Source organism: Sedimenticola thiotaurini (assembly GCF_001007875.1).
Lineage (GTDB): Bacteria > Pseudomonadota > Gammaproteobacteria > Chromatiales > Chromatiaceae > Sedimenticola > Sedimenticola thiotaurini.
Window position 1 is genome coordinate 992,432 of record NZ_CP011412.1, and the last position, 24,334, is coordinate 1,016,765.

At 55.0% G+C, this 24,334-nt stretch carries 21 protein-coding genes; 8 read left to right on the forward strand and 13 right to left on the reverse strand.

The genetic code is table 11. From position 1 onward, the window contains the following. Positions 1–18: 18 nt before the first annotated feature. The 7 genes from AAY24_RS04370 to AAY24_RS04400 all read right to left on the reverse strand — a co-directional run bounded on the left by AAY24_RS04370 (position 19) and on the right by AAY24_RS04400 (position 10,457). Positions 19–1,461, reverse strand: a complete 1,443-nt coding sequence (locus AAY24_RS04370) for a TIGR03016 family PEP-CTERM system-associated outer membrane protein (RefSeq protein ID WP_082117028.1) — start codon at positions 1,459–1,461, stop codon at positions 19–21. A 12-nt stretch (positions 1,462–1,473) separates the two neighbouring features. Beyond that, positions 1,474–2,442, reverse strand: coding sequence for an XrtA-associated tyrosine autokinase (locus tag AAY24_RS04375; protein WP_046858656.1), 969 nt, complete (start codon positions 2,440–2,442; stop codon positions 1,474–1,476). Further along, a complete protein-coding gene (locus tag AAY24_RS04380; protein WP_046858657.1) occupies positions 2,439–4,022 on the reverse strand; it encodes an XrtA system polysaccharide chain length determinant in 1,584 nt (527 codons plus the stop codon). Before AAY24_RS04380 ends, AAY24_RS04375 begins: the two co-directional genes overlap by 4 nt. Positions 4,023–4,236: 214 nt before the next feature. Beyond that, a complete protein-coding gene (locus AAY24_RS04385) occupies positions 4,237–4,860 on the reverse strand; it encodes an XrtA/PEP-CTERM system exopolysaccharide export protein (protein ID WP_046858658.1) in 624 nt (207 codons plus the stop codon). Between the two features lie 448 nt (positions 4,861–5,308). Continuing rightward, on the reverse strand, positions 5,309–7,993 hold the full coding sequence (locus AAY24_RS04390; protein ID WP_052761056.1) for an MMPL family transporter: 2,685 nt from the start codon (positions 7,991–7,993) through the stop codon (positions 5,309–5,311). A gap of 126 nt (positions 7,994–8,119) precedes the next feature. After that, positions 8,120–9,625, reverse strand: a complete 1,506-nt coding sequence (locus tag AAY24_RS04395; protein ID WP_052761057.1) for a hypothetical protein — start codon at positions 9,623–9,625, stop codon at positions 8,120–8,122. Between the two features lie 40 nt (positions 9,626–9,665). Next, on the reverse strand, positions 9,666–10,457 hold the full coding sequence (locus AAY24_RS04400; RefSeq protein WP_052761058.1) for an outer membrane lipoprotein-sorting protein: 792 nt from the start codon (positions 10,455–10,457) through the stop codon (positions 9,666–9,668). Between the two features lie 793 nt (positions 10,458–11,250). On the opposite strand from AAY24_RS04400, the gene AAY24_RS04410 reads away from it, so the two are divergent. After that, positions 11,251–11,847: a hypothetical protein gene (locus AAY24_RS04410; protein ID WP_046858661.1), complete on the forward strand. Its 597-nt coding sequence runs from the start codon at positions 11,251–11,253 to the stop codon at positions 11,845–11,847. A gap of 61 nt (positions 11,848–11,908) precedes the next feature. Here the strand turns inward: AAY24_RS04410 and AAY24_RS04415 are convergent, their stop codons facing one another. The 3 genes from AAY24_RS04415 to AAY24_RS04425 are packed head-to-tail and all read right to left on the reverse strand — an operon-like array spanning position 11,909 to position 14,254. Then, positions 11,909–13,024, reverse strand: coding sequence for a nucleotidyltransferase domain-containing protein (locus tag AAY24_RS04415; RefSeq protein WP_046858662.1), 1,116 nt, complete (start codon positions 13,022–13,024; stop codon positions 11,909–11,911). Position 13,025: 1 nt separating this feature from the next. Continuing rightward, positions 13,026–13,949, reverse strand: a complete 924-nt coding sequence (locus AAY24_RS04420; protein WP_052761059.1) for an HprK-related kinase A — start codon at positions 13,947–13,949, stop codon at positions 13,026–13,028. Further along, positions 13,946–14,254 (reverse strand): HPr-rel-A system PqqD family peptide chaperone, encoded by a 309-nt coding sequence (locus tag AAY24_RS04425; protein ID WP_199930492.1) that lies wholly within the window; start codon positions 14,252–14,254, stop codon positions 13,946–13,948. Before AAY24_RS04425 ends, AAY24_RS04420 begins: the two co-directional genes overlap by 4 nt. A gap of 319 nt (positions 14,255–14,573) precedes the next feature. Here AAY24_RS04425 and AAY24_RS04430 point away from each other — a divergent pair, with 319 nt between their 5' ends. Further along, on the forward strand, positions 14,574–14,774 hold the full coding sequence (locus AAY24_RS04430; RefSeq protein ID WP_046858664.1) for a hypothetical protein: 201 nt from the start codon (positions 14,574–14,576) through the stop codon (positions 14,772–14,774). 9 nt (positions 14,775–14,783) lie between these two features. Here the strand turns inward: AAY24_RS04430 and galE are convergent, their stop codons facing one another. Beyond that, positions 14,784–15,797 (reverse strand): UDP-glucose 4-epimerase GalE, encoded by a 1,014-nt coding sequence (galE, locus tag AAY24_RS04435; RefSeq protein ID WP_046858665.1) that lies wholly within the window; start codon positions 15,795–15,797, stop codon positions 14,784–14,786. Between the two features lie 123 nt (positions 15,798–15,920). Continuing rightward, positions 15,921–17,432, reverse strand: a complete 1,512-nt coding sequence (gene glpD, locus AAY24_RS04440) for a glycerol-3-phosphate dehydrogenase (protein WP_046858666.1) — start codon at positions 17,430–17,432, stop codon at positions 15,921–15,923. A 214-nt stretch (positions 17,433–17,646) separates the two neighbouring features. Here glpD and glpK point away from each other — a divergent pair, with 214 nt between their 5' ends. The 5 genes from glpK to AAY24_RS04465 all read left to right on the forward strand — a co-directional run bounded on the left by glpK (position 17,647) and on the right by AAY24_RS04465 (position 22,464). Then, positions 17,647–19,137: a glycerol kinase GlpK gene (glpK, locus tag AAY24_RS04445; RefSeq protein WP_046858667.1), complete on the forward strand. Its 1,491-nt coding sequence runs from the start codon at positions 17,647–17,649 to the stop codon at positions 19,135–19,137. A gap of 83 nt (positions 19,138–19,220) precedes the next feature. Next, positions 19,221–19,970 carry an alpha/beta fold hydrolase gene (locus tag AAY24_RS04450; RefSeq protein ID WP_046858668.1) on the forward strand — a complete coding sequence of 250 codons (750 nt, stop codon included), beginning with the start codon at positions 19,221–19,223 and terminating at the stop codon, positions 19,968–19,970. Positions 19,971–20,013: 43 nt separating this feature from the next. Beyond that, positions 20,014–20,916, forward strand: coding sequence for a DMT family transporter (locus AAY24_RS04455; protein WP_046858669.1), 903 nt, complete (start codon positions 20,014–20,016; stop codon positions 20,914–20,916). A gap of 155 nt (positions 20,917–21,071) precedes the next feature. Continuing rightward, positions 21,072–21,641 (forward strand): phosphoribosyltransferase, encoded by a 570-nt coding sequence (locus AAY24_RS04460; RefSeq protein ID WP_046858670.1) that lies wholly within the window; start codon positions 21,072–21,074, stop codon positions 21,639–21,641. 142 nt (positions 21,642–21,783) lie between these two features. Then, complete coding sequence (locus tag AAY24_RS04465) at positions 21,784–22,464, forward strand: DUF3334 family protein (protein ID WP_046858671.1); 681 nt, start codon at positions 21,784–21,786, stop codon at positions 22,462–22,464. A gap of 97 nt (positions 22,465–22,561) precedes the next feature. Here the strand turns inward: AAY24_RS04465 and AAY24_RS04470 are convergent, their stop codons facing one another. After that, positions 22,562–23,236 (reverse strand): hypothetical protein, encoded by a 675-nt coding sequence (locus AAY24_RS04470; protein WP_046858672.1) that lies wholly within the window; start codon positions 23,234–23,236, stop codon positions 22,562–22,564. 186 nt (positions 23,237–23,422) lie between these two features. Here AAY24_RS04470 and AAY24_RS04475 point away from each other — a divergent pair, with 186 nt between their 5' ends. Next, positions 23,423–24,316 (forward strand): DMT family transporter, encoded by an 894-nt coding sequence (locus AAY24_RS04475; protein ID WP_046858673.1) that lies wholly within the window; start codon positions 23,423–23,425, stop codon positions 24,314–24,316. The last annotated feature ends 18 nt before the right edge of the window (positions 24,317–24,334 follow it).

Consider the following 24,334-nt stretch of genomic DNA (forward strand, 5'->3'; position numbering starts at 1 on the left):
AATTGTTGAACCGATTGTTTACAGGGTGTGAGTCAGTGTCAGAGAGAGGCGATTTTCCTGATAGTCCTGCCCGGCCTGATTTGAGCTTCGATCAGTAAAGCTGTAATTGAATCGCAGATTGGTCTTTTGACCCAATTGACGATTGATCCCTGCCTGCAGTCTCCAGAAATCGTTTTCCCGATTCCCGGTTCCGCTCTCTTCCTGCTGATCCCAGTTCAGGCTGACGTCGCCCGACACCTTGTCCGACAGGGTACGGCTTAACGATGCGCCAAGCCCCATGGTGGATACTTCACGAGTTGAATCCTGGTAGGTCTGTTCAGACATGTCCGCACTCAGTGTCAGCGTTGTGCGCCGGCCCCGGACGCTGTAACTGAGGGCAAAGCGTTCGTCGACAAAGGTGCTGAGTCCGATACTCGGCAGATCGAGTGTAATCAGATAGGGATCGCCTGTGACAGGGTGTGGTATGAAATTACCAAACTCATCAGTAGCAAGAAACACCACCTGATTGCTCAGCAGAGTGGTGGAATCGGTCAGTTCAGTGGTATAGCTGGCGGTTAATACTGACCGTTTCGACTTGTGAGTCAGGCTCAAACGCTTGGTGGTGCCGAAAAACCGTTCACCACCGCCAATTTCAAGCTGTGTCCTGGCACTGGGGGTCCAGCGCACACCAACATCCCAGATGGAGCCATCCTGACTCGACTGAACAGAGGTAAAGTCATTGGATTCGGTACCCACTGTTCCATTTATCTGCCATTGACGGTTGATCTGATAACCGAGGAGCAGATTCGCCGTTCTGAACTCGCTCACCTCCCCCTGGCTGTTATCGGTTGACTTGTCGCTGGCATTTACCCGCCAGCTCCAATCCGCGAATTCAGGGCCACTGGCTACCGATAGGGAAAATTCGTCACTACTGGTATCACTCAGGTTGTTTTCCGAATGATTCAGCTCGTTGTAAGTGTAACGGAGTTCCGTGTCTGCAATGCCTTTGAAACGGCTTTTCAGGTAGGGACTGATTCTGTAGTTGTAGCTTGTGGTTCTGTTGGTGCTGTTGCTCAGGTTATCTATACCCGACACACTGAGTGAATCAATGGCATTCTGGGTTGCAGTGGCCGAAAGGTCGATAAACGCCAACCGTTCATAAAGTTCCGCATTGGCATTGGCCTGTAGACGGGGATTTACGGTATCGGTATTGCCACCCTGCCCGTTGATCTCCAGCGCACCGGTCAGGTCAAGACTGGCACGCCCCCCCTTTCCATGCAGAGAAACACTGGGGGTCAGGGTTGCGGTCAGTTCGCCCTGTTTTGCAGTATCGGACAGATTGACATTGTCCGAATAGACAGCTCCAGCGCTTACAGAGGCCGTCCGACTCCACTCCGCAGCAGAGGCTGTTACGGGCGAAAACAGTACCCCGCTACCCAACAGGCAATGAAACAGTATTGACGCTCTCTCCCCTTTGACCATCAGATTGAGCCCCTATCCATTTTCCGTGCGATTACGACCGTAGCCGTATCCATACCCGTAACCGTAACCATAACCCCCGGCTCCGTTTCTCGTGTTTGTGGATTTATTCAGCAGGAGTCCGATAACCTTCTCTTCCCCTAGGTGGCTGAGCGCCTCAACAACCTTGCTTTGTGGTGTCTGCTTCTCTGCCACCACAAAGACGATCTGTCCCATCAAATTGGCCAGCACGCCGGCTTCGGTAGTAAACAGGATAGGCGGTGAATCAAAAATGATTACCCGATCCGGATAACGTTGTGCCAATTCGATCATCAACCGTTGCATCCCCTCACTGGCAAGCAATTCAGTAGATCGTTCATGGGCATGACCTGCCGGCAATATACGCAGGTTGGGAATACTGGTGTGCAGTAGAACATCACTGATCCGGGTACCCTTCTCCATGAGTAGATCGATCAACCCGGGATAGTCATCCGGAATACCCAGCAGCGCGGCGGCGGAAGCCTTGGCCACATCGGCGTCCACAAACAGCACCGTCTTGTCCTGTTCCATGGCGATACTGATGGCCAGATTGATGGCACTGAACGTCTTGCCTTCACCAGGCTGGGCACTGGTCACCATGATCAGGTTTGGGTTATCGACCTTGGTGGCGCCCTTTCCGGCAATATTCATAAGCAGCGGACGTTTGATTATCCGGTTCTCTTCCGCCACTCGGCTACGTGGATCATCCGGTGTGACCATGCCGAGTGATTTCAGATAACCAAGCGGAAGTTCGACGACGGTCTTGTTCCTTTTGCCCGCTGCGCTGCCGGTTGGCTCACTGCCTGCAGACGCTGCAGGTTGTCCCTGCTGATCCGCTGGAGCCTGGGCCGCCGCCGATGCATCGACATCTGAATCAAGCGAACGACCAAATTCTTCTGCCAATTCACCCCGTTTATCGGTCTGATCGACATGAAGCTTTTCGATAGCTTTTTCAATAATGCTCATAAAATCCTGGCCCCAAGGCTTTGTACTTTCCCTAATAGATCAAAGCCCATCCCGTGCATCAGATTGACTCCAAGAAACAACGTTCCCAACAATAACACCAGGGACACGAACATCGCACCTGCAAGCCGTTGTCGGCGTTTTTCGGCAGCCGATAATACATAGACCACTGAACCCAGAACCGGAAGGCCGGTGACGCGATTCAGTGCGCCACGGCTGTAGAATACCGGTCGGATCAAAGACGTCAGAAGTGCCAGGCCAACGCCAGCTGCCAGGCTGGCAAGGAATACAGCCGCATTCAGCAGAAGTTTGTTGGGCTGGGACGGTTTCAAAGGTACGAACGGCGGATCGATAACGCGGAATTTCACTTCAGAAGCATCCTGCTCCGCCTTTTCCGACAGATGGGCCGACTCCCGGCGTTTCAACAACGCCTGATGCTGCTGGGAAACCGCATCGTAATCCCGGTTCAACTGCTGTAACTCGGCTTCAATCTGGGGAATCTGATCGACCTTTGCCTCCAGTTCCTTAACCCGCTTGTCGTACTCCGCGACGCGCACCTTGAGCTCCGCCACACGCGCCTCGGCTTCAGACAGATTGGTTCTCATCTGCTGATATACCGGACTACTCTGCAAGCCAAACTGGGGCGCAAACGGCTCGGCCTGACGCGCTTCCAGCTCCTCCTTCTTCTCAGCTTCCAGATTGGCAATAATAGTTTTTATCTCGATAACATCGGGATGCCGCTCGGTGTACTTCAACAGCAGTTCATCGAGTCGTGTCTGAAGATTCTGTATACGCTGATCCAGTCGTGACGGGGTGCCAAACTCATCACCCCCACTGGGAATAAATACCGGCTCTTCACCGGACAACTGGCGTTTCAGCTCCGCCCGCCTGTTCTCTGCTTCGCGCAGTTCCAGTTTTGCTGAACCCAGCAATCCTCTCGCCGCATCGAGACGTTGATAATAACCGCCCTGCTCTCCCGGCATGGTGCCGACATAACGACGCTTGAAATCAGCCAGCCTGCCTTCCGCTTCTGCCAGCCTGATTTCATACTCGGCGATCTGTTTATCCAGGAACTCCTGGGCACCAGCGCTATCTTTCCGTTTATCACCCAGAGCGCTCTCGATAAAAATCGAGATCAGCGACTGTACTACCCGCTGTGCAACGAGGCGATCAGAGTTGGTATAGGCGATTGAATAGAGGGAGGCGTTGCTACGTTGACCACTCAGCCTGATATTTTCCCGCAACTCGGTTATCAGGCTCTCCTTATCCTGATCGTTCCTGATCTTAAGATCCAGATCGACCATCCGCATCAGCTTTTCCATATTCGGACGACTGAGCAGCGTCTTGCTCATCAGAGCGACCCGCTGACCCACATCCGGCTGAATTGCAAGACCTCGCAACAGAGGCCCTAACACACTGTTGCTGTCAACGTGCAGCCGGGCTGTCGCTTCATACTTGTCCGGAAGTTGGGCCACCACGATCCAGCCCGCGATGGCAATAATCCAGGCAGCCGCCAACGCCACCCAGCGGAATCGCCAAATACCGTAAAGATATTCCTGAATCTGTTCTAGAAGTTCTTGCATATATCCCTGCTAGGCTCAACTGGTTGAGCTACTAACCTCAATGTCCCTACTGGGCCCTATCCTGAATTTGGTCTACCGAATGCCGGATCAACGCCCGGACACAACATCAACCGCATATACGACTGAAAGGTCGGAGCCTGTCTATTTCAAAGACAGGACCCGACCAGTTTTACATCTTGCCACTCGTCCCACTTAAGCAGCACATGGCCGAAATCTAGAACCAGGCCTCGGGGATAATCATGATATCGCCGGGCATCAGTGCTACGTTCGCGGAGATATCGCCGTCCTGAACCAGGTCTTCCAGCCGCACGTTATAAACCTGCTGCTCACCATCGATATTGCGGATCAATACAGACTTGTTGCCATCGGCAAATTCAGTCAGCCCACCCACCTCAATCATCAGATCAAGCAGAGTCATGTGCTTTCTGAACGGCACCGTAAGTGGCACAGCGGCCTCGCCAATCACCCGCACCTGCTGATTGGGAACTCCAACGAACTCGTCCACAATAACGGTGACTACCGCGTTTTTCACATATTCTGAATAGGCCTTTTCAACGTCCCGGGCGAGTTGGGTTGGCGTCTTGCCGCTGGCCTGAATATCTTCCACCAGGCGGGTGGTGATTTTGCCATCCGGCCGCACGGGAACAGAAACTGTCAGCTCCTCGTTACCCCAGACAAAAATATTCAGCTCGTCGCCTGGACCGATAATGTAGTCAAAGTCCTGAGCTGATTGAAGCTGATCACTGGTAACCTGGGGGTATTTTGATGCACATCCAGCTACCAGCATTACCAGCACAACAAGCAGGCAGCGCATTAACAGCTGACGTGAAAATTGCATTTTAGTGTTAGGCACGAGCAGGTTCTCCCTTACGCTATATTGTTTTACAACCGTTCAACGGGTAATTGGCCAAAACGGGGAATCATCGGCGGGCCCCCGCCACTGACTCTTCCCACTTCCCTATACATATCCTTTCGTCCGGCGTCTTTGCCTGCCGCCTCTCCCCGTGATCATGAGCCGGAAGCTGGCGGGCAGATTTCATTCAATATATAAGGATAATAATCCAACTTACTGGACTTGTTAATAAAATAGCACCACATATTACCCTAGCGGTAGCTATTCAACCAACTATAAACGGCCTGATCGTAACATGCGAGCCGCAAATTCCAACACCGCCGAAGATAAACATCCCCATAAATGCGCCAGAAACAAGTTTACATCCTGACAGGACAGGAAAACAGTCACTTATAGAGGAGATTGAAATAAGAATAAAAAGAATCCCTCTGATTCAAACACCCCCGTCATCTCCCCCATTGGACCGTTTAGTAAATAGAGGCTCCTGTTTTACTACAGCCGGGTGCCTGGAATAGATGATTATCAGTATTGCCGGCAGGAGCAACAGATCGAACAGCAGAGCGGCGATCAGACCTATGCTGGTCAGGAGGCCGAAATGGGTGGTTGGAACAAACTCAGAAAATGTCAGCACAATGAATTGCGCACTCAGGATGATCGTGGTGGTCATCACGGCCCGACCGGCCTGTCGATAGGTCTTCACCAGGGCCACTACCGGGCTGACCCCCTGTTTTACCCGACTGATAAAGCCATGATAGACGTGAATGGTATCATCCACCGCAATGCCAACCGCCACACTGGCAATCATCGCTGTAGCCATATCCAGCCATAGACCAAACAGCCCCATCACTATGAATATCAACAGGATAGGTGACAGATTCGGAATCATGCAGAGTAACGCGCCGCCGAGCGATCGCCACTGGATAAACATCAGGAGGAAAATAAGCACTAAAGCACCAAACAGGCTTTTCACCTGCCCCTCGACCAGCAGATCCTCCTGATCGGCGAACAAGCGCCCGAACCCGGCTATCTCCCACTCAACACCATCCAGAGAGCGATTACCCAGATATTGCCGGACCTGCCCCATCAATTCAGAAAGCGCGTTGGCCCCATGTACATTCACATTGAGACTGATATGGGTGATCCGGTACTCCTCATCGACAAAATCAAACAGATCATCACCGTCATAGACCAGCAGGTACTGACTGATCAGAGCGGGATTGTCCGGTATGCGCCGGAATGCAGGGTTTTCCGCATTGAACCCCCAGTGCATCTCTTCAACGAAGTCCGCCATGGAGATACTCTTATCCACCTCAGGTAAGGACTCCGCCCAGTGTTGAAACGCCCGCATCTCCTTTAGAATTGCCGGCTTTTTCAAGCCGCCCCGCTCCGCGGCCTTAAACACCACATCCAGGGAAGCCGTACCCACCAGTTTCTCCTCGATGTGCTGGGTTGATTTCCGCAGCGGATGGCTCGGATAGAAAAACTCCTGGAGGTTGGTCTCCACCACGATATTGCCGACCTGGGGCACAAAGATGACGAACAACAACCCGATGGAACCCACCACATACAGCGGATAGCGGACACCAACACGGAACAGTTTGCTGACTAACTTGTCCAGTCCCGACAACCCGGTCTTCCGATTCGGCCAGGGCTCATAATCAAATCGTGAGAAGATATTGGGTACCAGGTGAATCACCACGAAATAGATCAGCACCACACCGGTTGCGGAGATCAGTCCAAACACCTTGATTGGCGGAATCGGGCTCAAGCCCAGGGATGAGAGCCCCGCCACGGTCGTCATGGCAGTATAGAACGCCGGTCGACGCACTTCCCTGAGCGCACTGTTGACCCGGTCCGGTCCGGTCAGACCCCGCTTGGAGGCATAATGGAGAGCATTAAACAGATGAACCAGTGCCGCCACCGTCAGGGCCGACAACAGGGGCGGAATAATACTGGAGATAAGATTGAATGGCTGATTGAAAATCACATAAAACGCCACCGTGGAACTCACCACCACTCCGATGACGACGCCCGCCACAATAACGGCAAGCCAACGGTGGAACAGCCACCAGATCAGAAACAGGCCGATCACTGTAGTGGCCGGGATAAACAGCATATTATCCCGCAACATGGAACGCATCTGCGCCACATCGGTGGTAATCTGCCCGGCCATACCGGTCAGGTATCCGTCCAGCCGCGCCGCCTTCACGTCGGCAAGGATCTCATCCTCAAGTGCCAATCGTTCCAGACTGGAACCGATCGGCTTGGGTATCACCAGCATGGATAGCGCCGAACCATCCGCCGCCACCAGGGTGTTTTTGGCAAAACGATCGGATACCACACGTGCTTTGCGGGCACTCGGCCGGGTCTTCTCCAGCGCCTTGACATTGACCAGTGGCTCAACCAGAAATCCATCTTCGGTACCATGGATGTGGTCCTGGGTGGTGATGTTCATAACATCATCAATTAACGGATTGGCTGCCAATGTACTGGCCAACTGGTTAAAGGCGGTGACAAAACCATCCGAGTAGAGTGCCACCCCCTCAAACAGCAGCAGGACCGCCTGATCACTGGGAAAATAACGCCTTACCTCCCCATCAATAACCACTGAAGGAGCATCTTCCGGCAGATACACTTTGGGGGCGTTATTAATATTGAGATTCAGCAACAGGCCATTCGGCAGGACCGTGAACAGAAACAGGAACAGTACACTGAAGTAGAATTTCCAGGGCAATCCGAGAAAAATGTTCTTCAGCCCGACATCGGCCTCTGTAACAGGTGAAAACTGGATAGTCTCTTCGCCATCAAACTGGCTGGAGCAGGAGTTGAGTATGGCCACCAGGTGGCTGCCATCCCGTTTCAGCAGTGTTACTTTGACCTGGGGATACTCCCGGGCGCTCCTGGGCACATCCCGCGCTACAGCAAAGTGCTCCCGCAACCGATCCTTATGGCGATCAACCACCAGATCGAGTACCGGTATCGCCTCCAGTTCATCGAATGACTCATACCCCAGGAGCGCAAGGAAGGCAGGGTTGGCATAGACGAACATGCCCTCATGCTGAATGGCAATCGGCTTGCGATCATGCTCTAACCTGGCGTATCGGCTGTCAGCTTGCATAGTATTACCTGGATTCCCTATCCGACCCCGCCAACACGGCACCCAACGCACCGGATTCGGTGGCCAGATTCCACCCCACCGCTCTGCTGCTGACTAACCGACAAGCTACTGCAATTCCAGGACGTATCAGAACTTGGCACGCCACCCGACAGCCAGAAGTGAATTGTCCTCATGATATCCACCCGGCGTACCATCGGCCCCTTCGAAGTAGTGAGCCTCCAGATAAACCTCCTGGGAATCCCAACCGGTGTAGGCTATCTCGGGGTTCAGATAGAGATCATGGGTATCCAGCCCCTTATAGAAACGCCCTTTCAAGCGCCACTGTTCATGGGCAAATGGCACTTCAAAAGAGCCGCCAAACAGGTAGATCTCGGTGCGGTCAATAACCGCCGGTGCATCATCATGGTTTATACCGGTTAACTGCAGATTGACCCGGGCATCTCCATCGCCGGGGAAAAACTCCACACCCGCACCCCAGTTAACACTCTTGACGGTATCGTATGATCCATCCAAACGAGTAACCGGGGCATCACTCATCCAACCCGCTTCAAACCGCCAGATCGCCCCCATGGCTTCAATGCCGACATCTCCCCCCAACAGCCAACTGCGCTGATACTTGGCCTCCAGCACACCACGGGCATTGTTGAAGCTGAAATAGGGCAATGATTGTCGGGTCTTCTGTACCGTAAGAGCATAATCAAGCCCCTCTCCGGTGCCGCTGTAACGGAGCCCAAAACCGCCATCCGAGTCTGACGCATCCACATCCACCGGGACACTTTTGATCAGGGCAGCGAACGCGGGAGTTGATTTCAGGCCCAGAATCTGACCGGTCTGTTGATTAACCGGAAACCAGAGACTGGAGTAGCCGGGGAGTTCCGCCTCTCTGAACCAGGGCAGAAATACCAGATCCAGCTTCTGGTCACCAAAGAAGTGTTCGTAACGAATCGCCGGCGATGCACGCCGCCGGTCAGCCAGATCGTCCATAATGTAGCGTGTGATATCCTGGGTGCTGAGTCGATCGGTAGGTGGAAACTCATCGATCCGGCCCCACAGAATCTTCTGTGCGCCGGCGGTTATCCGGAAATTATCCCCACGATAACGGATAAAGGTTTCGTCATAGTCCAGTTCAGCGTGATCCCAGTCACGACCACCATGCTGGGAGTAGCCGTCCGCCCTGACTGATGCCTGCAGATCCCAACGACTGGAGGGGGTCCAGAGGGCCGTTACCTGGCCGTGCAGATAACCCAATCCATTGGCATTTGAAGCGGAATGGGTCATTACACCGTACTCACCCCACAGCTCATCCAGTTTCAGGGAGAAGTCACTGCTTTCAACCATCGCCCGCTCTTCGCTCCCCGTATCGGACAGCCCATCCGGCTCAATCAGAATCTCCTCTTCGGAGGCCGGAAGGGTGTCGTCATCGCTCAGTTCAATGGTCAGTTCACCATCATCCTGCTCATCAATGATCAGCAACTCTTCCGTCGGTGCTGCCACCGAACCGCCATCATCGATAACCAACTCCTCTTCCTCGATCAACACCTCATCTGCGGCCAGGGCAGCCGATGGAGAAAGCGCAACTGAGAACAGTAGCAGTGGCGCGAGATGGTAGACTGGATACTTCGAGTTTGCCATGTAAATCAATTCCCTTATATGTTGTGAGCAGGCTGTTGAATCAGGGGCGATAGGCCTTTTCGTTACTGTCATCAGTCAGATCGCGCCTGGAGAAGAGCCGATCCGGCAATCCCTGATTGTATTTAATCTTTTTTGTCAATAACCGGGTACGGTGTCCGGACTCCAGATCGTACATGGTACTCTCCAGAATCGACCAGTAGCCCTGGATTTTCTTGATTCTTCTGGCGGTGAGCATTTTGCTGGGCCGATCCTTGCCTTTCTCGAACAACTCCACCTTGAGCGGCACCAGTATTCCGCGGTGAATACAGCTGATCCGCTTCGAGTAGACCGAATTATCCGGATCCCTGGGAGTGCTGATCAAGATTTCGCAGGGCACTTTTCCAACCGCCCCTTTCCCCTGCAGGTAGTGGTAGTCCATCTCCACCTCCCGATCCAGCAGATCCTCGTAAAAGAAGTCTGAGCCAACAAAACGACCACCCTTTCTGGACGAGGATATTCTGCGCACCTTGTTCAGGGCTGGCAGATAGAGCCACTGGTCGCTCTCGTCGCCCGGATGATCCTGGGTGAGCAATCCAGTTCCACTGATATCATCAGGCTGAATGAACCGCATCAGGGTCCAACGCTCCTTCTCACCCTTCTCCTTGGCATAACTGTAGAGTACCCGCTGCCTGGGACTGCTCTCCTTACCCTGAAGCTGCATCACCACCAAGGCACTGAAATCATCGCCATTGGGACGATCATAAACAGCCTGAGCCAGCGCAGTTCCCTCGGGGTTGCTGGGAGGCTCAGCGCCAAACAGGACGACAGGAATAATCAGCAATATTGCCGTCATTACCCGTCCCATTGAGCCGATTGTGACCATAGATTTATCTACCGAGTGAAGGCAAGCAAACAGTCTTAATAGTTTATATATGAAACATTCTATAAGCACTTGAAAGTATTGCAAGATAATTCGCATAAATAGCCGATAAAGCCAGCCAAACCATAACCGGAACAGAGCGGATGGCGAGTAACGCAGCGTCCCGTAAAAGGAGAAATCACACCCAATTATGTGGCCGTCGGTGTTCCGGCGATTGAGAAACATGTCGCATATCGGCAAATGGCCGGATCAATCTATTCCGGATCAATCATCCAAAACGCCACCCACTGACCGCCCAACAGAGAGTGATACCACCCGAAACGACCAGCCACACCCACACGAACGGACTCAAAAGACCGCGACACCTGTCAGATTTCTTTACAGAATGAACCCCAACCTTAAACAGGTATTAATTAATCCATTGATTTTAAATAACATAATCACAATGGCGTGATAATTGCTTTGGCTATAGTTAGCAGCGATAATATAGCGATTGCGGCGGCCCAAACGGGAATCCCGCCAGATTGTTTCCACAACCAAGCAGCAGATGGCCTGTGGATAGATTGTTTGAAAGTCCCGAAACTCCGGTGTGAAGTGGTAGTGTAGCGGCTCATCCAGTAAACTGGGAGAGTTCGTCAGTTGAAACCAGCAGTAATCCGGCATCGACCTGAGGTAACGGCTGGTAAAGCTTCGAATCAGGGATAGACTTGGAATAAAATCTGGATATCAAGTCCAGAAAACCAATACGCCAACAGGGTATTAAGTAATGTCGAAGAATCGAGAGACAAACAGCGAACAGAAAATGGATGTGTCGAACGAAGAGCAAATCTCATCGAGTCGCAGACGCTTCACCAAGGCCGGATTGCTTGCCTCCCCGGTACTGATGACCGTGGCCTCACGACCGGTATTCGGTGTTGGCTGTCTCTCCAACATGCTGTCCGGCAACCTGTCCGACCCTAATCGCGGCGAATGTAATCTTGGACTCAGCCCCGGCTACTGGAAAAACCATCCCTCTGCGTGGCCAATGCCTGCGGGTGTTTTGCCCGATGGCTCAATTCCGAGCAAATGCCGCCAATGCAAATCCAAACAGAATGGGCTTGTAAGTTGGGAATGTACAGACGGCGCCCTGTTTAATGACTATTTTTCCAGCGGGCCGCAGGATAGCCAGAATCGATCCATGCTTGAAATACTCTGCACCGATTCTGGCAGTGACAAATTCCATATTATCGCAGCACTGCTCAACGCCATGGTTGACCCTAACTACGTGTTGAGTGTTCAGCAGGTTAAAGCACTTTGGATCGATACGACCCTGGGTGGACAAATAAGCGATTTCAAGGCGTTTCTGAACAGCACCTGGACCTGACTCCAGTCAGACCCCGTGAGTCAACAATCAAACAACCGGTAAGACCAGTGAAAAACAGGTCTTACCGGTTGTTGTCTATAAAGCGCAGCACTTCCGGCGGCATCGTCTTCTCATCCTCACCCATCGCCGCTTTCCGAACCAGATGGGGAATAAGCAACCGCAACGGCATGCGGAGATAGTGAGATCTGACATAGAGCATCCACCTTGCCAATCCGGTTCCCCACCGGTTACAGCTGGCATGATCCGGCCGTAAAGCCCGCTGGAACAGACTATCCATCAAGGGCATGGACAGGCCCCCCGGCATTCGCTCCTCCATCCATCCCTTTACCCCATTCGGAATTTTCAGACCCAACAGGTTCTCGACGTAGCGGAGCCCGTAGATCAACGGCCGCACCAGATCCAACTCCACGGCCCGGTCGCAAAGCTCCTGCCAGAACCCGTCCCGCACTGAAAAGTGTCGCAACAGCTCCGCGATATCCACCAGATCTCTCAGTCCATGCTCCAGTTCCCCATCATGGAACAGATGGGTGGCGCTGTGCAGAATCATGTCGAGATCGCACAACCAGTAGAGATCATCCGGTGCCCCGTCATTAACCGCCCGGGAGATCAATTTATTCGCATCCGGTTTCAACCTTGCCGTCAGGGGCAGGATTGAGTGGTGAATATCGAGCACCGTCTGGCGCCGCACCTGCTTCATGGGAGGGATCTCATGCATCCAGGTACGGTAGTAGCGCTGGTCATAGGCACTGGCATGGGTGGATCGCCACCCCCAGGCCTTTAACTCCTCCTCCACCGGCTCGAGCATGGACCGGGGTACCAGGATATCAATATCATGAAACAGCCGACCCCGGCTGATGGGCAATCCCGCCATAACATAGGCGGCCCCCTTGAGCACAATCACGGGAACCGCCAGGCTATAGAGCGCCTCATGCAGTTGTGAGATTTCCCAACGAACCGCCTGAACGCTACGCAGTGCAATCTTGTATGCCCCGTTTAAATGCAGGAACGGTTGTTCGGGAATTTTGCTCTCAAGCCCCTGGTCAGTTAACACCACATGAAGATGGGCCAACAGGTTGGCCGCTTTGGCTTGCCGAATTAACAGATCCCATTCATCTGCGCCAAATCCGGTGACTCTGTCCGGCGATTTGAGCACTTGTATCAGAAGCGGCGTAACCATATCAGGCAACCACCTCTGTATCAGCCAGAATTTGATCCATGATGGTTAACGCCTCATTCAGACGGGAGTACTCCAGGGTATAGACCGGGTAACTGTCGATTAATGTTCTGGCCGAATCAAACCCCTCCTTGCCCAGAATATGGGAATTGAAGGCATTCTCCTGTATCTCCATCAGCGCCCGGGTCTTGGCACTTTTGATCAGGTTCGTATCGCTGCCCGCCCGGTATTTTGGGAATACGATCGCACCGGGCTGACAGGCAATGGGAGCTGAATCCACACTGGCACGGGTCGGTTTCAGGTGTGCCACTGTGCCCTTTGCCGTATCCCTGGCCGCAGGGCCGATTTCAGCACTGCTGGAAAAATTTCTGATGACTGTTATGGATTCATTTTTAAGACTCACCGGTCTCGGTACCGGAGTGATCTCCAGGGACTTGGGATCCATCAAGGCCATCTCATCCGACAGGAGGCGCCAGCCCCGCAGGCTCATGGCCGCGCACAAAGTGCTCTTTCCGGAACCGGGTACACCCGGCATGATGATCCCCCGCCCATCTTTCTCGAGGACGGCGGCATGCACGATCAGATAGTGGTGGGCCATGGTGGCGATACACCAGTTCAGCCCCCACTCGAACATGGCAAAGGCGTGCACATAGGGCAAGGGCTTGAATGGCGCGTATTCATCCAGCAGGAAGCTCACCTGGGGCTTTATCCAGCGCCGCAGACCGCCGGAACGCTTCAGGGTGATATGGAAATCAAAGAAGCCCGTCGTATCGGCGGTTTCGTACTGCTGGTAGAAGAAGGCCACATGACGCTGCAGATCAGGGATAGCAGAGCGCAGATTGATCCAGAAGGGTCCGATCTTTACAGGAAGCCCCGGGCCGGATAGTTGGCGGGCCATTTCATGATGGCTGAGTTCTCCGATCTTCACAATGTGTCTGATACAACCAGGCCTAACGAGCGGAAAGTGCGCAGTGAAGTGACTATCGATTCAGTCAATCCGGCATCGTTATCAATATGAAAATAGTCCGCCGCCGCTGCCGACAGCTGTTGATGGGTCAACTGCTCCTGCTGTAATCGCTTGAGCAGATACTCCCCCAATGGATTCAACATCAGCGTATCACCCGATCCCTGATGAAACAGTACCGCCTCTTCCTCATCCGGCCAGTCAGCCCAACAGAACTGCTCCGGCCCATTGGCAAACCACCGAGTTCCTGCTCCTTCAGTTAACTCCATATCACTCACGTTATCTGTTTTCCAAGCCTTGACCGGCAAATCCAATCAGTTATCCAACCTGCGGGGTTAGGATAACGGTTATGCCTCAACGAATGAATACAAACAGGCAATAAATCGTATCAAATTGACAAATCCGATCATCACAGGATCAGCACCTTACCGCCTCTTCCGGTTCCATACCCTGTGCTGCGGTAGTGAATGGATTGGCTATGCTTTTAGCTGGGCGGACCCGAAACAGTCTGTCTTTGGCACTACGATAACCAGATCTTTTCGAATCGGTGGACTAGCCTGTCACCGGTACACCAGTTGGGAGAATACGATGAATGCACTATTGACAACCCTCGGCTCATTGGCCGGCACTGTCGGCATCCTGATCTGTCTGATCGCGGGCGTAACCCGGCTGTCCGGCAGTTACTATCTGTTCGGGTACAGCGCGCAAAGCCTGTTAATGATCGGTGCCGTCGCCATTATCGTGGCCTGTTATCTGAAGTTAGAGCACCTCTCCCGAACCAGTCGATGAGCGGCCGTTTCAATCGCCATACCCCTGCGGATTACTGCTCTGCCATCGCCAGGTATCCTGGCACATCTGCTCCAGCCCCCGCTCGGCGCGCCAGCCCAGTTCCCGGAATGCCAGACCGGGATCGGCATAGCAGGCGGCAATATCCCCCGGCCGACGATCCACCACCCGGTAGGCAACCGGTCTGTTACTGGCGGATTCAAATGCCCGTATCATCTCCAGTACGGAGTAACCCTTGCCGGTTCCCAGGTTGTGGACCATCAGTCCCGGATTGCCCTGCAGCCGCTCCAACGCAGCCAGGTGCCCCCGGGCCAGATCCACCACATGGATATAGTCCCTGACACCGGTGCCATCCGGGGTGGGATAGTCGCCACCAAATACTGACAACTGCTCCAGCCGCCCCGCTGCGACCTGTGCAATATAGGGCATCAGATTATTCGGAATGCCCCGGGGATCCTCCCCGATCAGACCGCTTTCATGGGCACCCACCGGGTTGAAATAGCGCAGGATGGAGATGTTCCAGGCCTCGTCAGCAGCCTGTATATCCCGCAGCATCTCTTCAATAACCAGTTTTGACCGGCCGTAGGGATTGGACGCCGAGAGGGGGAAATCTTCCGTGATCGGCAGGGAGTCGGGGTCACCATAGACGGTTGCAGATGAGCTGAACACCAGACGCTTCACGCCCGTCTCCACCATCCCTTCCAGCAGTGCCAGGGTACCGGTGATATTGTTCTGGTAATAGCTCAGGGGAATCTCAACCGATTCACCCACCGCCTTCAATCCGGCAAAATGGATCACCGCATCGACATCACCCCGCTCCAGGATCGGCAATAGCGCCGCCGGGTCCCGGATATCTCCTTCAACAAAGGAGACAGTCCGGCCAGTCAGGGTCGCAACCCGATCCAGTGAGACGCGGCTGCTGTTACAGAGGTTATCGATCACCACCACCTCATGCCCCGCTTCCAGCAACTCTACACAGGTGTGGGACCCGATATAGCCCGCACCACCGGTAACCAATATTTTCATACCGTCTCCCTTTTTGAGTTCCGTCCATCGCTCAGCGGCGTATTTTGCAACAGGGACCACCGATTTGACAGCCCGTATCGATCAGTCGGGCCGGGCGACCGGAGTTACAGCGGTAGCAGCGACCTACGCGCTCCGATCAAGCAACCACCGCTCCAGCCGGCCAATCTGCGTTGCTGACATGCGCAGACCCCGCTTGGTGCGACGCCAGACAATGTCTTCGGCAGTCTCCGCAAATTCATGTTCCAGCAGGTAACGCACTTCCCGTTCAAACAGCCCACCACCAAAATCGATTCCCAATCTATCCTGTGAGTCACAATCGGCCAATAACAGTTTGATGCGGGTACCGTAGCACTCCGCATAACTGCGCAACTGTGTGGCCGGCAGCCAGGAGTAGTCGGTGGCACACTCCGCCAGAAAATGGTCGAAGTCCGCATCGGGCAGATCACCGCCGGGCAGATGACTGGTCCCGGTCCAGGCCGGCCCCGGTATCTCCAGACAATCGGACAGGAGGCCCAGCACCTCTTCCGCCAATCGTCGATAGGTAGTTATTTTGCCGCCGTAGACCGACAGGATCGGCGCCTGGTCACGATCAAGATGCAGATTATAGTCCCGGGTCACCCGGGAGGCGTTACCGGCGGCGTCATCGTACAGGGGACGCACACCGCTGAAGCTCCACACCACATCCGCAGGCTCTACCGGCCGGATAAAATAGTCACTCACCGCCTGGCAGATATAGGCCACCTCCTCCGGACTGATCCGGTTCTCCTCCGGCAGTGTGGAGAGTTCAATTTCGGTTGTACCCAGCAAGGTGAAATCGGATTCGAACGGAATAGCAAACAGCACCCGGCCATCCGGATGCTGGAAGATATAGGCATCATTGTGCTCAAACAGCCGCGGCACCACGATATGGCTGCCCTTTACAAAACGGATCCCTCTGGCGTGCCGCCCCACGCTATCCCCTTTCCAGACCCGTTCCACCCAGGGGCCGGCCGCATTGACCACCGCCCGTGCCAGGATAGTGCTGGCCGAGCCATCCCGTTGATTGCGTACTGTTACACGCCAGTGGGTGGTACCGCGGACCAGGACCTCGGCCCGGGTATGGGTCTTAATCACTGCTCCCCGGGCCGCCGCATCCAGTGCATTCAACACCACCAGTCGGGCATCGGCTACCCGGCAGTCGGCGTACTCGAAGCCGCTGCGGAAGAGCGGTTTTAACGCCCGGCCGGCCTGATGTGTGTTGAAACGGATATGCTTTGATCCCGCCAGCCGTTTACGGCCACCCAGGTGATCATAGAGAAACAGACCCAGCCGGATCATCCACTCGGGACGCAGCGAATCGTTGTGCGGCAGGACAAACCGGATCGGATGGATAATGTGGGGTGCGCTGGCCAGCAGCACCTCCCGCTCCCGCAGGGCGTGATGCACCAGCTTGAAATCGTACTGCTCCAGGTAACGCAGACCACCGTGGATCAGCTTGGTACTGGCGGATGAGGTATGACCAGCCAGGTCATCCATTTCACAAAGACAGACACTCAGCCCCCTGCCCGCTGCATCCCGGGCCACACCCACTCCGTTGATACCGCCGCCGATGACCAGAAGATCGAATGGTGGCGTGACGGATTGCGGCTCTGGCATAGCAACGATCTCCCTCTGCCCGGATTGAGTCCGCTGGACAGGCGTGGCCCCGGGACGAGCTGAAGCCGGGCGGTAAAATCCACATCTCCCAGATAAATCTGGGTTCTGCCCCTCCGGTACCGGCAGGCTCCCATCATCAGGGCCTGCTCCGGCGCCTGTCAATGTGGCGTGACTATACTCTAGAAAAATCTCGTACAGGAGTCACACAGCCACCATGGCAACCAATCCATTCATCCTCAGTATCGACCAGGGCACCACCAGCACCCGGGCGATGCTGTTCGAGAAGGAGAGTCGTTGTGCATTTGTTGCCCGCCGGGAGTTCCCGCAGTTATATCCGGAACCCGGCTGGGTGGAGCACGACCCGGAAGCGATCTGGACGACCACGTTGGCGGTGCTCCGGGACGCCCTGGCCGCCGCCCGGGAGAGACAGCGACCGATTGCCGGCATCGGCATTACCAATCAGCGCGAAACCACGGTTGTCTGGGATCGCCACAGTGGTAAACCGATATACAACGCCATTGTCTGGCAGGATCGCCGCACTGCCCGCCACTGCGAAACTCTCAAGCAGGCGGGGCACGAACCCGGGGTAATGGAAAAAACCGGCCTGCTGCTCGATCCCTACTTTTCCGCCACCAAGATCGCCTGGATTCTGGACCATGTTCCCGATGCCCGCCGCCGGGCCGAAGCGGGTGATCTGGCCTTCGGCACCGTGGACAGTTTTCTGTTGTGGCGCCTGACCGACGGAAAGGTCCATGCCACCGACGCCACCAACGCCGCACGTACCCTGCTGTATAACATCCACCAGAGTGCGTGGGATCGGGATCTGCTGGCGCTGTTTGATCTGCCCGCTGCACTGCTCCCCGAGGTGAAGGATTGTGCTGCCGATTTCGGCCGGACCAGCCGCGAACTGCTGGGCAGGTCGCTGAATATCGGTGGCATGGCGGGTGATCAGCAGGCGGCCGCCTTTGGCCAGACCTGTTTTCAACCCGGCATGACCAAAGCCACCTACGGTACCGGCTGTTTTGTATTGACCAATACCGGCAGTGAAGTGGTCGCCTCCCGGAGCAGACTGCTGACTACAATCGGTTACCGGCTCGATGGTCAAAATAGTTACGCCCTGGAAGGATCCATCTTTATCGCGGGTGCGGCCGTCCAGTGGTTGCGGGATGAGCTCGGGCTGATCAGCACAGCGGCCGAAACTGAAGACCTTGCCAACAGCCTGGATCATAACCAGGGCGTCTACCTGGTGCCCGCCTTTACCGGACTGGGCGCACCCCATTGGGATGCCGATGCCCGGGGTGCCCTGCTGGGACTGACCCGGGGCACCGGGATCAGGGAGATCGTCCGGGCCACCCTGGAATCGGTCTGCTATCAGACCCACGACCTGTTCCGGGCCATGGCAGATGACGGTGTAACAGCAACCCGACTGCGGGTGGATGGCGGTATGGTGAGCAATGGCTGGCTCTGCCAGTTTCTAGCCGACATTCTGGACCTGCCGGTACAGCGCCCGGTGCAGACCGAAACCACCGCGCTCGGCGCGGCCTATCTGGCCGGATTGCAGTGCGGCCTGTACCACTCCTTCCAGGATCTGGAGCAGAACTGGCAACTGGAGAGTGAATTTTCCTCCACGTTGGCGGGGGATGCCCGAACCACCCTGCTGGCCGGTTGGCATGAGGCGATTCAACGGGTGCGCAGTGCGCCCTGAGCAACCGTGTCAGCCATGCCCGTTTGCAATAGGGCATCCGGGCGGTATCATCGCTCTTTTTCCCTACCGCGAGACCAACCCTGGTGACAACTGACGCACCCCGATTTCTCAACCTGCCGGATAACAAGCGGATCGCCTACCACAAGAGCGAAGGAGCCGGGCCCGGCATCCTGTTCTTTGGCGGTTTCCATTCCGACATGACCGGCACCAAGGCCGTCGCGCTGGAGCAGTGGTGTCAAGCCCATCAGCGCGCCTTTATCCGTTTTGACTATTCGGGGCATGGCCAGTCCAGTGGCCTGTTTGAAAGCGGCACCATCGGCGAGTGGCTGGATGATGCCCTGGCGGTCCTGGATCAATTGACCGAAGGTCCGCAGATTATCGTCGGTTCCAGCATGGGTGGCTGGCTGTCACTGCTGGCCTCCGTGGCCCGGCCTGAGCGTCTGCACGCCCTGGTCACCCTGGCCTGCGCCACCGATTTCACCCGACGGCTGTTGCGGCCTCTGTTTAACGATACGCAGAAACAGCAGTTGGCCAGGGAGGGCCGCGTACTGCTCCCCTGCGACTACGATGACCAGCAACCCTACCCGATCACCCGGCAGTTGCTTGAAGAGGGTGATCGGCATTGCCTGCTGGATCGCCCGATCCCGATTCACTGTCCGGTAAGAATGTTCCACGGCCTGCAGGACCGGGATGTGCCCTGGGACTTCAGTCGCCGGACCTGTGAACAGCTGGAGAGTCGGGACGTTACCCTGACCCTGATCAAGCAGGGTGACCACCGGCTGTCGGAACCGGCCGATCTGCAGCTGATCATGCACTGCCTGGAGCAGTTGTGATCTATCCGGCCCCTGAAGCCCTGCAGCCTGACCGGACCGGCCGGTGACCAGGCAGGCCAGGGCGTACCTCTTCGGCATCAGTGCCGTGCTGCTCTGGTCCACCGTCGCCAGCGCCTTCAAGCTGTCGCTACGCTACCTGGAACCGATACAGCTGCTGTTTTATGCCAGTGTCGCCTCGTTGCTGGTGATGTTTGCACTGGTGATCCGGCAGGGACATCTGCCACAGCTGTTAAACACATCCCGGCGGGACATGCTCCTGTGCGCCGTACTGGGTCTGCTCAATCCCTGCCTATACTACTGGGTGCTGTTCAAGGCCTACGACCTGCTCCCGGCCCAGGAGGCCCAGCCACTCAACTACACCTGGGCCATCACCCTCTCCATCCTGGCGGTGCCCCTGCTCAAGCAACAGCTGCGACGGCTCGACCTGCTGGCGATCGGTATCAGTTATCTGGGTATCCTGGTCATCGCCACCCATGGCGCGCCTCTGGAGCTTCACTTCAGCAATGGCTATGGCGTCCTGCTGGCCCTGGGCAGCACCCTGATCTGGTCACTGTTCTGGATATTCAACACCCGCAGTCGCATGGAACCGGTGGTTGGGCTGTTTCTCAATTTCCTGTTTGCCATCCCGATCATTGCCCTGATCACCGGACTGACCACCGGCTTCGGCTTTGATTCGATCAACGGCCTCTACGGTGCGCTCTATGTGGGCCTGTTCGAGATGGGCATCACGTTTGTACTCTGGCTGAATGCGTTGCGCCTGACCACCAGTACCGCCAAAGTCGCCAATCTGATCTTTCTCTCCCCCATACTCTCTCTGTTTCTGATCCACTTTATCGTGGGCGAGGATATACACTGGTCCAGCGGCGCCGGGCTCCTGCTGATTATTGCCGGCAATGGGCTACAACAGCTGGGCAAACCGGTCCTGCCACCGGTGAAGCGGGAATAATCCAGCGAATAATCGCCGTCATAACGGCTCTATGGATGGGCAGCCCCGGAGTGACACAGAGAGTCGGGTATCCATCACTCCCTACGAAACCGGTTGCCTTGACCAGACAAAAAAGATAGCTTTCCGGCCAGAGCCGGGAGACAGACAACTACCCTATGAGTGACAAATACTATATTACCGCCCAGCAACTGCTGACAGATTCCTTTCGCCTGGGAGTGGAGATTCTGCAGAGCGGCTTCAGACCCGATTTCATTGTCGGCGTGTGGCGCGGCGGCACGCCGGTCGGTATCGCGGTGCAGGAGATCCTGGACTATTTCGATGTGCAGTCGGACCACATTGCCATACGTACCTCCTCCTACACCGGCATCGGACAGCGCAACAGGGAGGTGCAGGTGCACGGTCTGGGCTATCTGATACGCCATATGAACTGGGACAGTTCACTACTTATCGTGGACGACGTGTTTGACACCGGATTGAGCCTGCAAGCTATTCTCGATACGCTGAAGGCCAAGACCCGGCGCAACATGCCGGAACAGATCCGTATCGCCACCCCCTGGTATAAACCGGCTAACAACCAGACCGCCCTGAAGCCGGATTACTACATCCATGAAACCGACCAGTGGCTGGTGTTCCCACATGAGCTGAAAGGGCTGCAACAGCAGGAGATTCTGGCCAACAAGCCGGAGATGGAAGCGCTGTTCCGGGACCGGGGACTGATAAAATAGTCCCGCCAATCACTTCCGCCAGTCGGCCGGATCCGTTACGGGGACAGCTCGGCATGATCAGTGGTTATTGAAATTACGGGAAAAATAGTCGATAACCGGTCTGGCTATATAACAAAACAAGACAGATAAGAGGCATTGCTCAATGGCAAAGACAAAGACCGTCACCACAGACGATATTCTGATCATGCTCTGTAAATCGGTCACATCGGTGTTATCCACCGCGACCAATACCGAAATCAGGTATTCGGCCATGGTGCAGAAAATAAACCGCACCTGCCTTAAGCCGGACATTGGCTGTTTTGTGCTGGTTGACGGCGGATTTTCCGGACTGGTGGTGATCAATTTCACCGCCAGTGCCGCCCTTGAGCTCTACCAATCCTACCTGTCCAACATGGGGATACCCCGTGAGGAGCTGGCCCTCAGCCACACCTCCGATGAGGTGGGCAACGTCCTGGGGGAGTTGATGAACCAGATGATCGGTGATTTCATCGGCAACGTGGGCAAACAGCTGCTGACGCCAATCAACCAGAATCAGCCCAAGATGCTGACCATCAACAAGGAAGTGCAGCTCTCCGTCAATACCAACCTGGACCGACCCCAGGGTCGTCGTGTCACCTTCACCACCGAGCGGAATAATATTTTCTATCTTGAACTGGCCATGGATAAAACTGAATTCATCCAGCTGCACGAGTTTGAAATGGAGGACGTGGATCCTGACAAGATCCTGGAAGGTGAAGCGAACAAGCGGGCCGCTGCGGTAGAGACACCTGCCAATGATGCACCGGATGATGCCAACAGTCTGCTGGATGAACTGGGTATCTGATCGCTACGGTACCTAAACCGGAGCCATTATGGGGCGTTGCCGGCCCCATCTGCCGATCAGATCGACCGTTTATCCCTGTAGCGTTAATCCAACCGGCTCAGGAAAAGGTTGCCGCCATCTCATTGGCCTTGTCCAGCAAATATTCCAGATAGGCAAGCCGTGTCACGGACACATCTATTTTTTCCCGCAGATCCTCACAGGGATCGTCGATGATATGCAGCAGGTCTTCGTGGAAAAAGACTTCAAAACTATCCAGGTAACGGACTTCCTTGTTCTTGTCCAGCACCAGGTTGTCCAGCCCGTAGAGATCAATCACTTTCTGGTGGGTACGACGAATCTCTTTGGCGGTCTGAATAAACAGCCCCAGTTGCAGTCGTGCTTTGTGCAGCTTTGCCATTAACGGGATGGCATCATCGGCGATTGCCGGATTGGCCAGGTTAAACCAGGGCGTAAACGCCTGGGCAAGCACCAGCATATTCTCCTGGCCATCAATCCGGGTGTGCACGAAGATGGCTTCAGGGATAATATCGTGCAGCTCTTTTTTCAGCATGCCGTAGTCACGCCGGTAAATCTTGATGTCCAGTGCGTTACAACTCAGGGTATGGCGTTTGATAACCATCTCAAATGCGCGGTTCTTTTCCCGCATAAAGTGGTAACCTGCCGTCTGCCATACATCGCAATGGGCGCCAACGGTGGAAATCAACGTGACCCGCAGGTTCTCGGTATCCAGGCAGCCGATTTCCGCGGGAATTCGTGCATCTTCTTTTGCCATCGGCGTTGTCCTTCAGATCGGAACATAATGGATTTTGGTAACATAGTACATTAATAACCTAATTTATCCTATTGATAATATACATTTAATTACCAGCATTGATATTACAGCCCCCACCCACACATCGTACCATCCGGTAAAACGGAACCCTATTATTTCGAGCCCGCTCCACCAAGGAAGCCATACATGATCTCCCCCAATCTGTTGCGTTGGATACCCTTTCTGTTTGTCCTGTTGTGGGCAACCGGATTTATCGGCGCCAAGTACGCCCTGCCCTATGCGGAACCTTTCACGGTACTGGCCCTGCGTATGTACCTTACCCTTGGGGTCTTCCTGATCCTGATAAATATTTACCGGCAGAAATGGCCGTCACTGCAAGGGGCACTGTACTCCATGCTGGTTGGATCTCTGGTACATGCGGCCTATCTGGGCGGTGTCTTTGCTGCCATCAAAGCCGGCATGTCAGCCGGACTGGCCTCACTGCTGGTGGGACTGCAACCTATTCTGACTGCTCTGATTGCCTGGCTCTGGATGGATAACCGGATCAACGGGAGACAGATGACCGGGTTACTGCTGGGTATTCTGGGCGTGGCGGCAGTTCTGTTACTCGGTAAAGACGGCAGCCAGGCCCTGCAGTTCAATCTGACGGCCCTGCTGTTTGCCCTGCTGGCGCTGTTCGGTATCACCATCGGCACCCTGTTGCAGAAGCGCTTCTGCGCCGATGTGGGCCTGCTGACCGGCACTTTTTACCAGTACCTGGCCAGCGCCATCATCATGAGCCTGCTTGCCTTGCTGTTTGAAACCCGTGAGATCGACTGGCAACCGCAGTTTATTGCCGCCTTACTGTGGCTGGTTTTCGGGCTCTCGCTCAGCGCTATCCTGCTGTTGATGCTGATGATCCGGGGGGGAGAGGCAACCAAGGTTGCCAGCTACTTCTACCTCACCCCACCGGTCACGGCCGTCATGGCCTGGCTACTGTTTGATGAGCGACTGACAACCTGGGGCATGGCCGGTATCAGCCTGACCGCATACGGTGTCTATCTGGTGATCCGCAACCCGGCCAAGCCGATGAACCGCTAGAACTTCAGATCCGGCCCC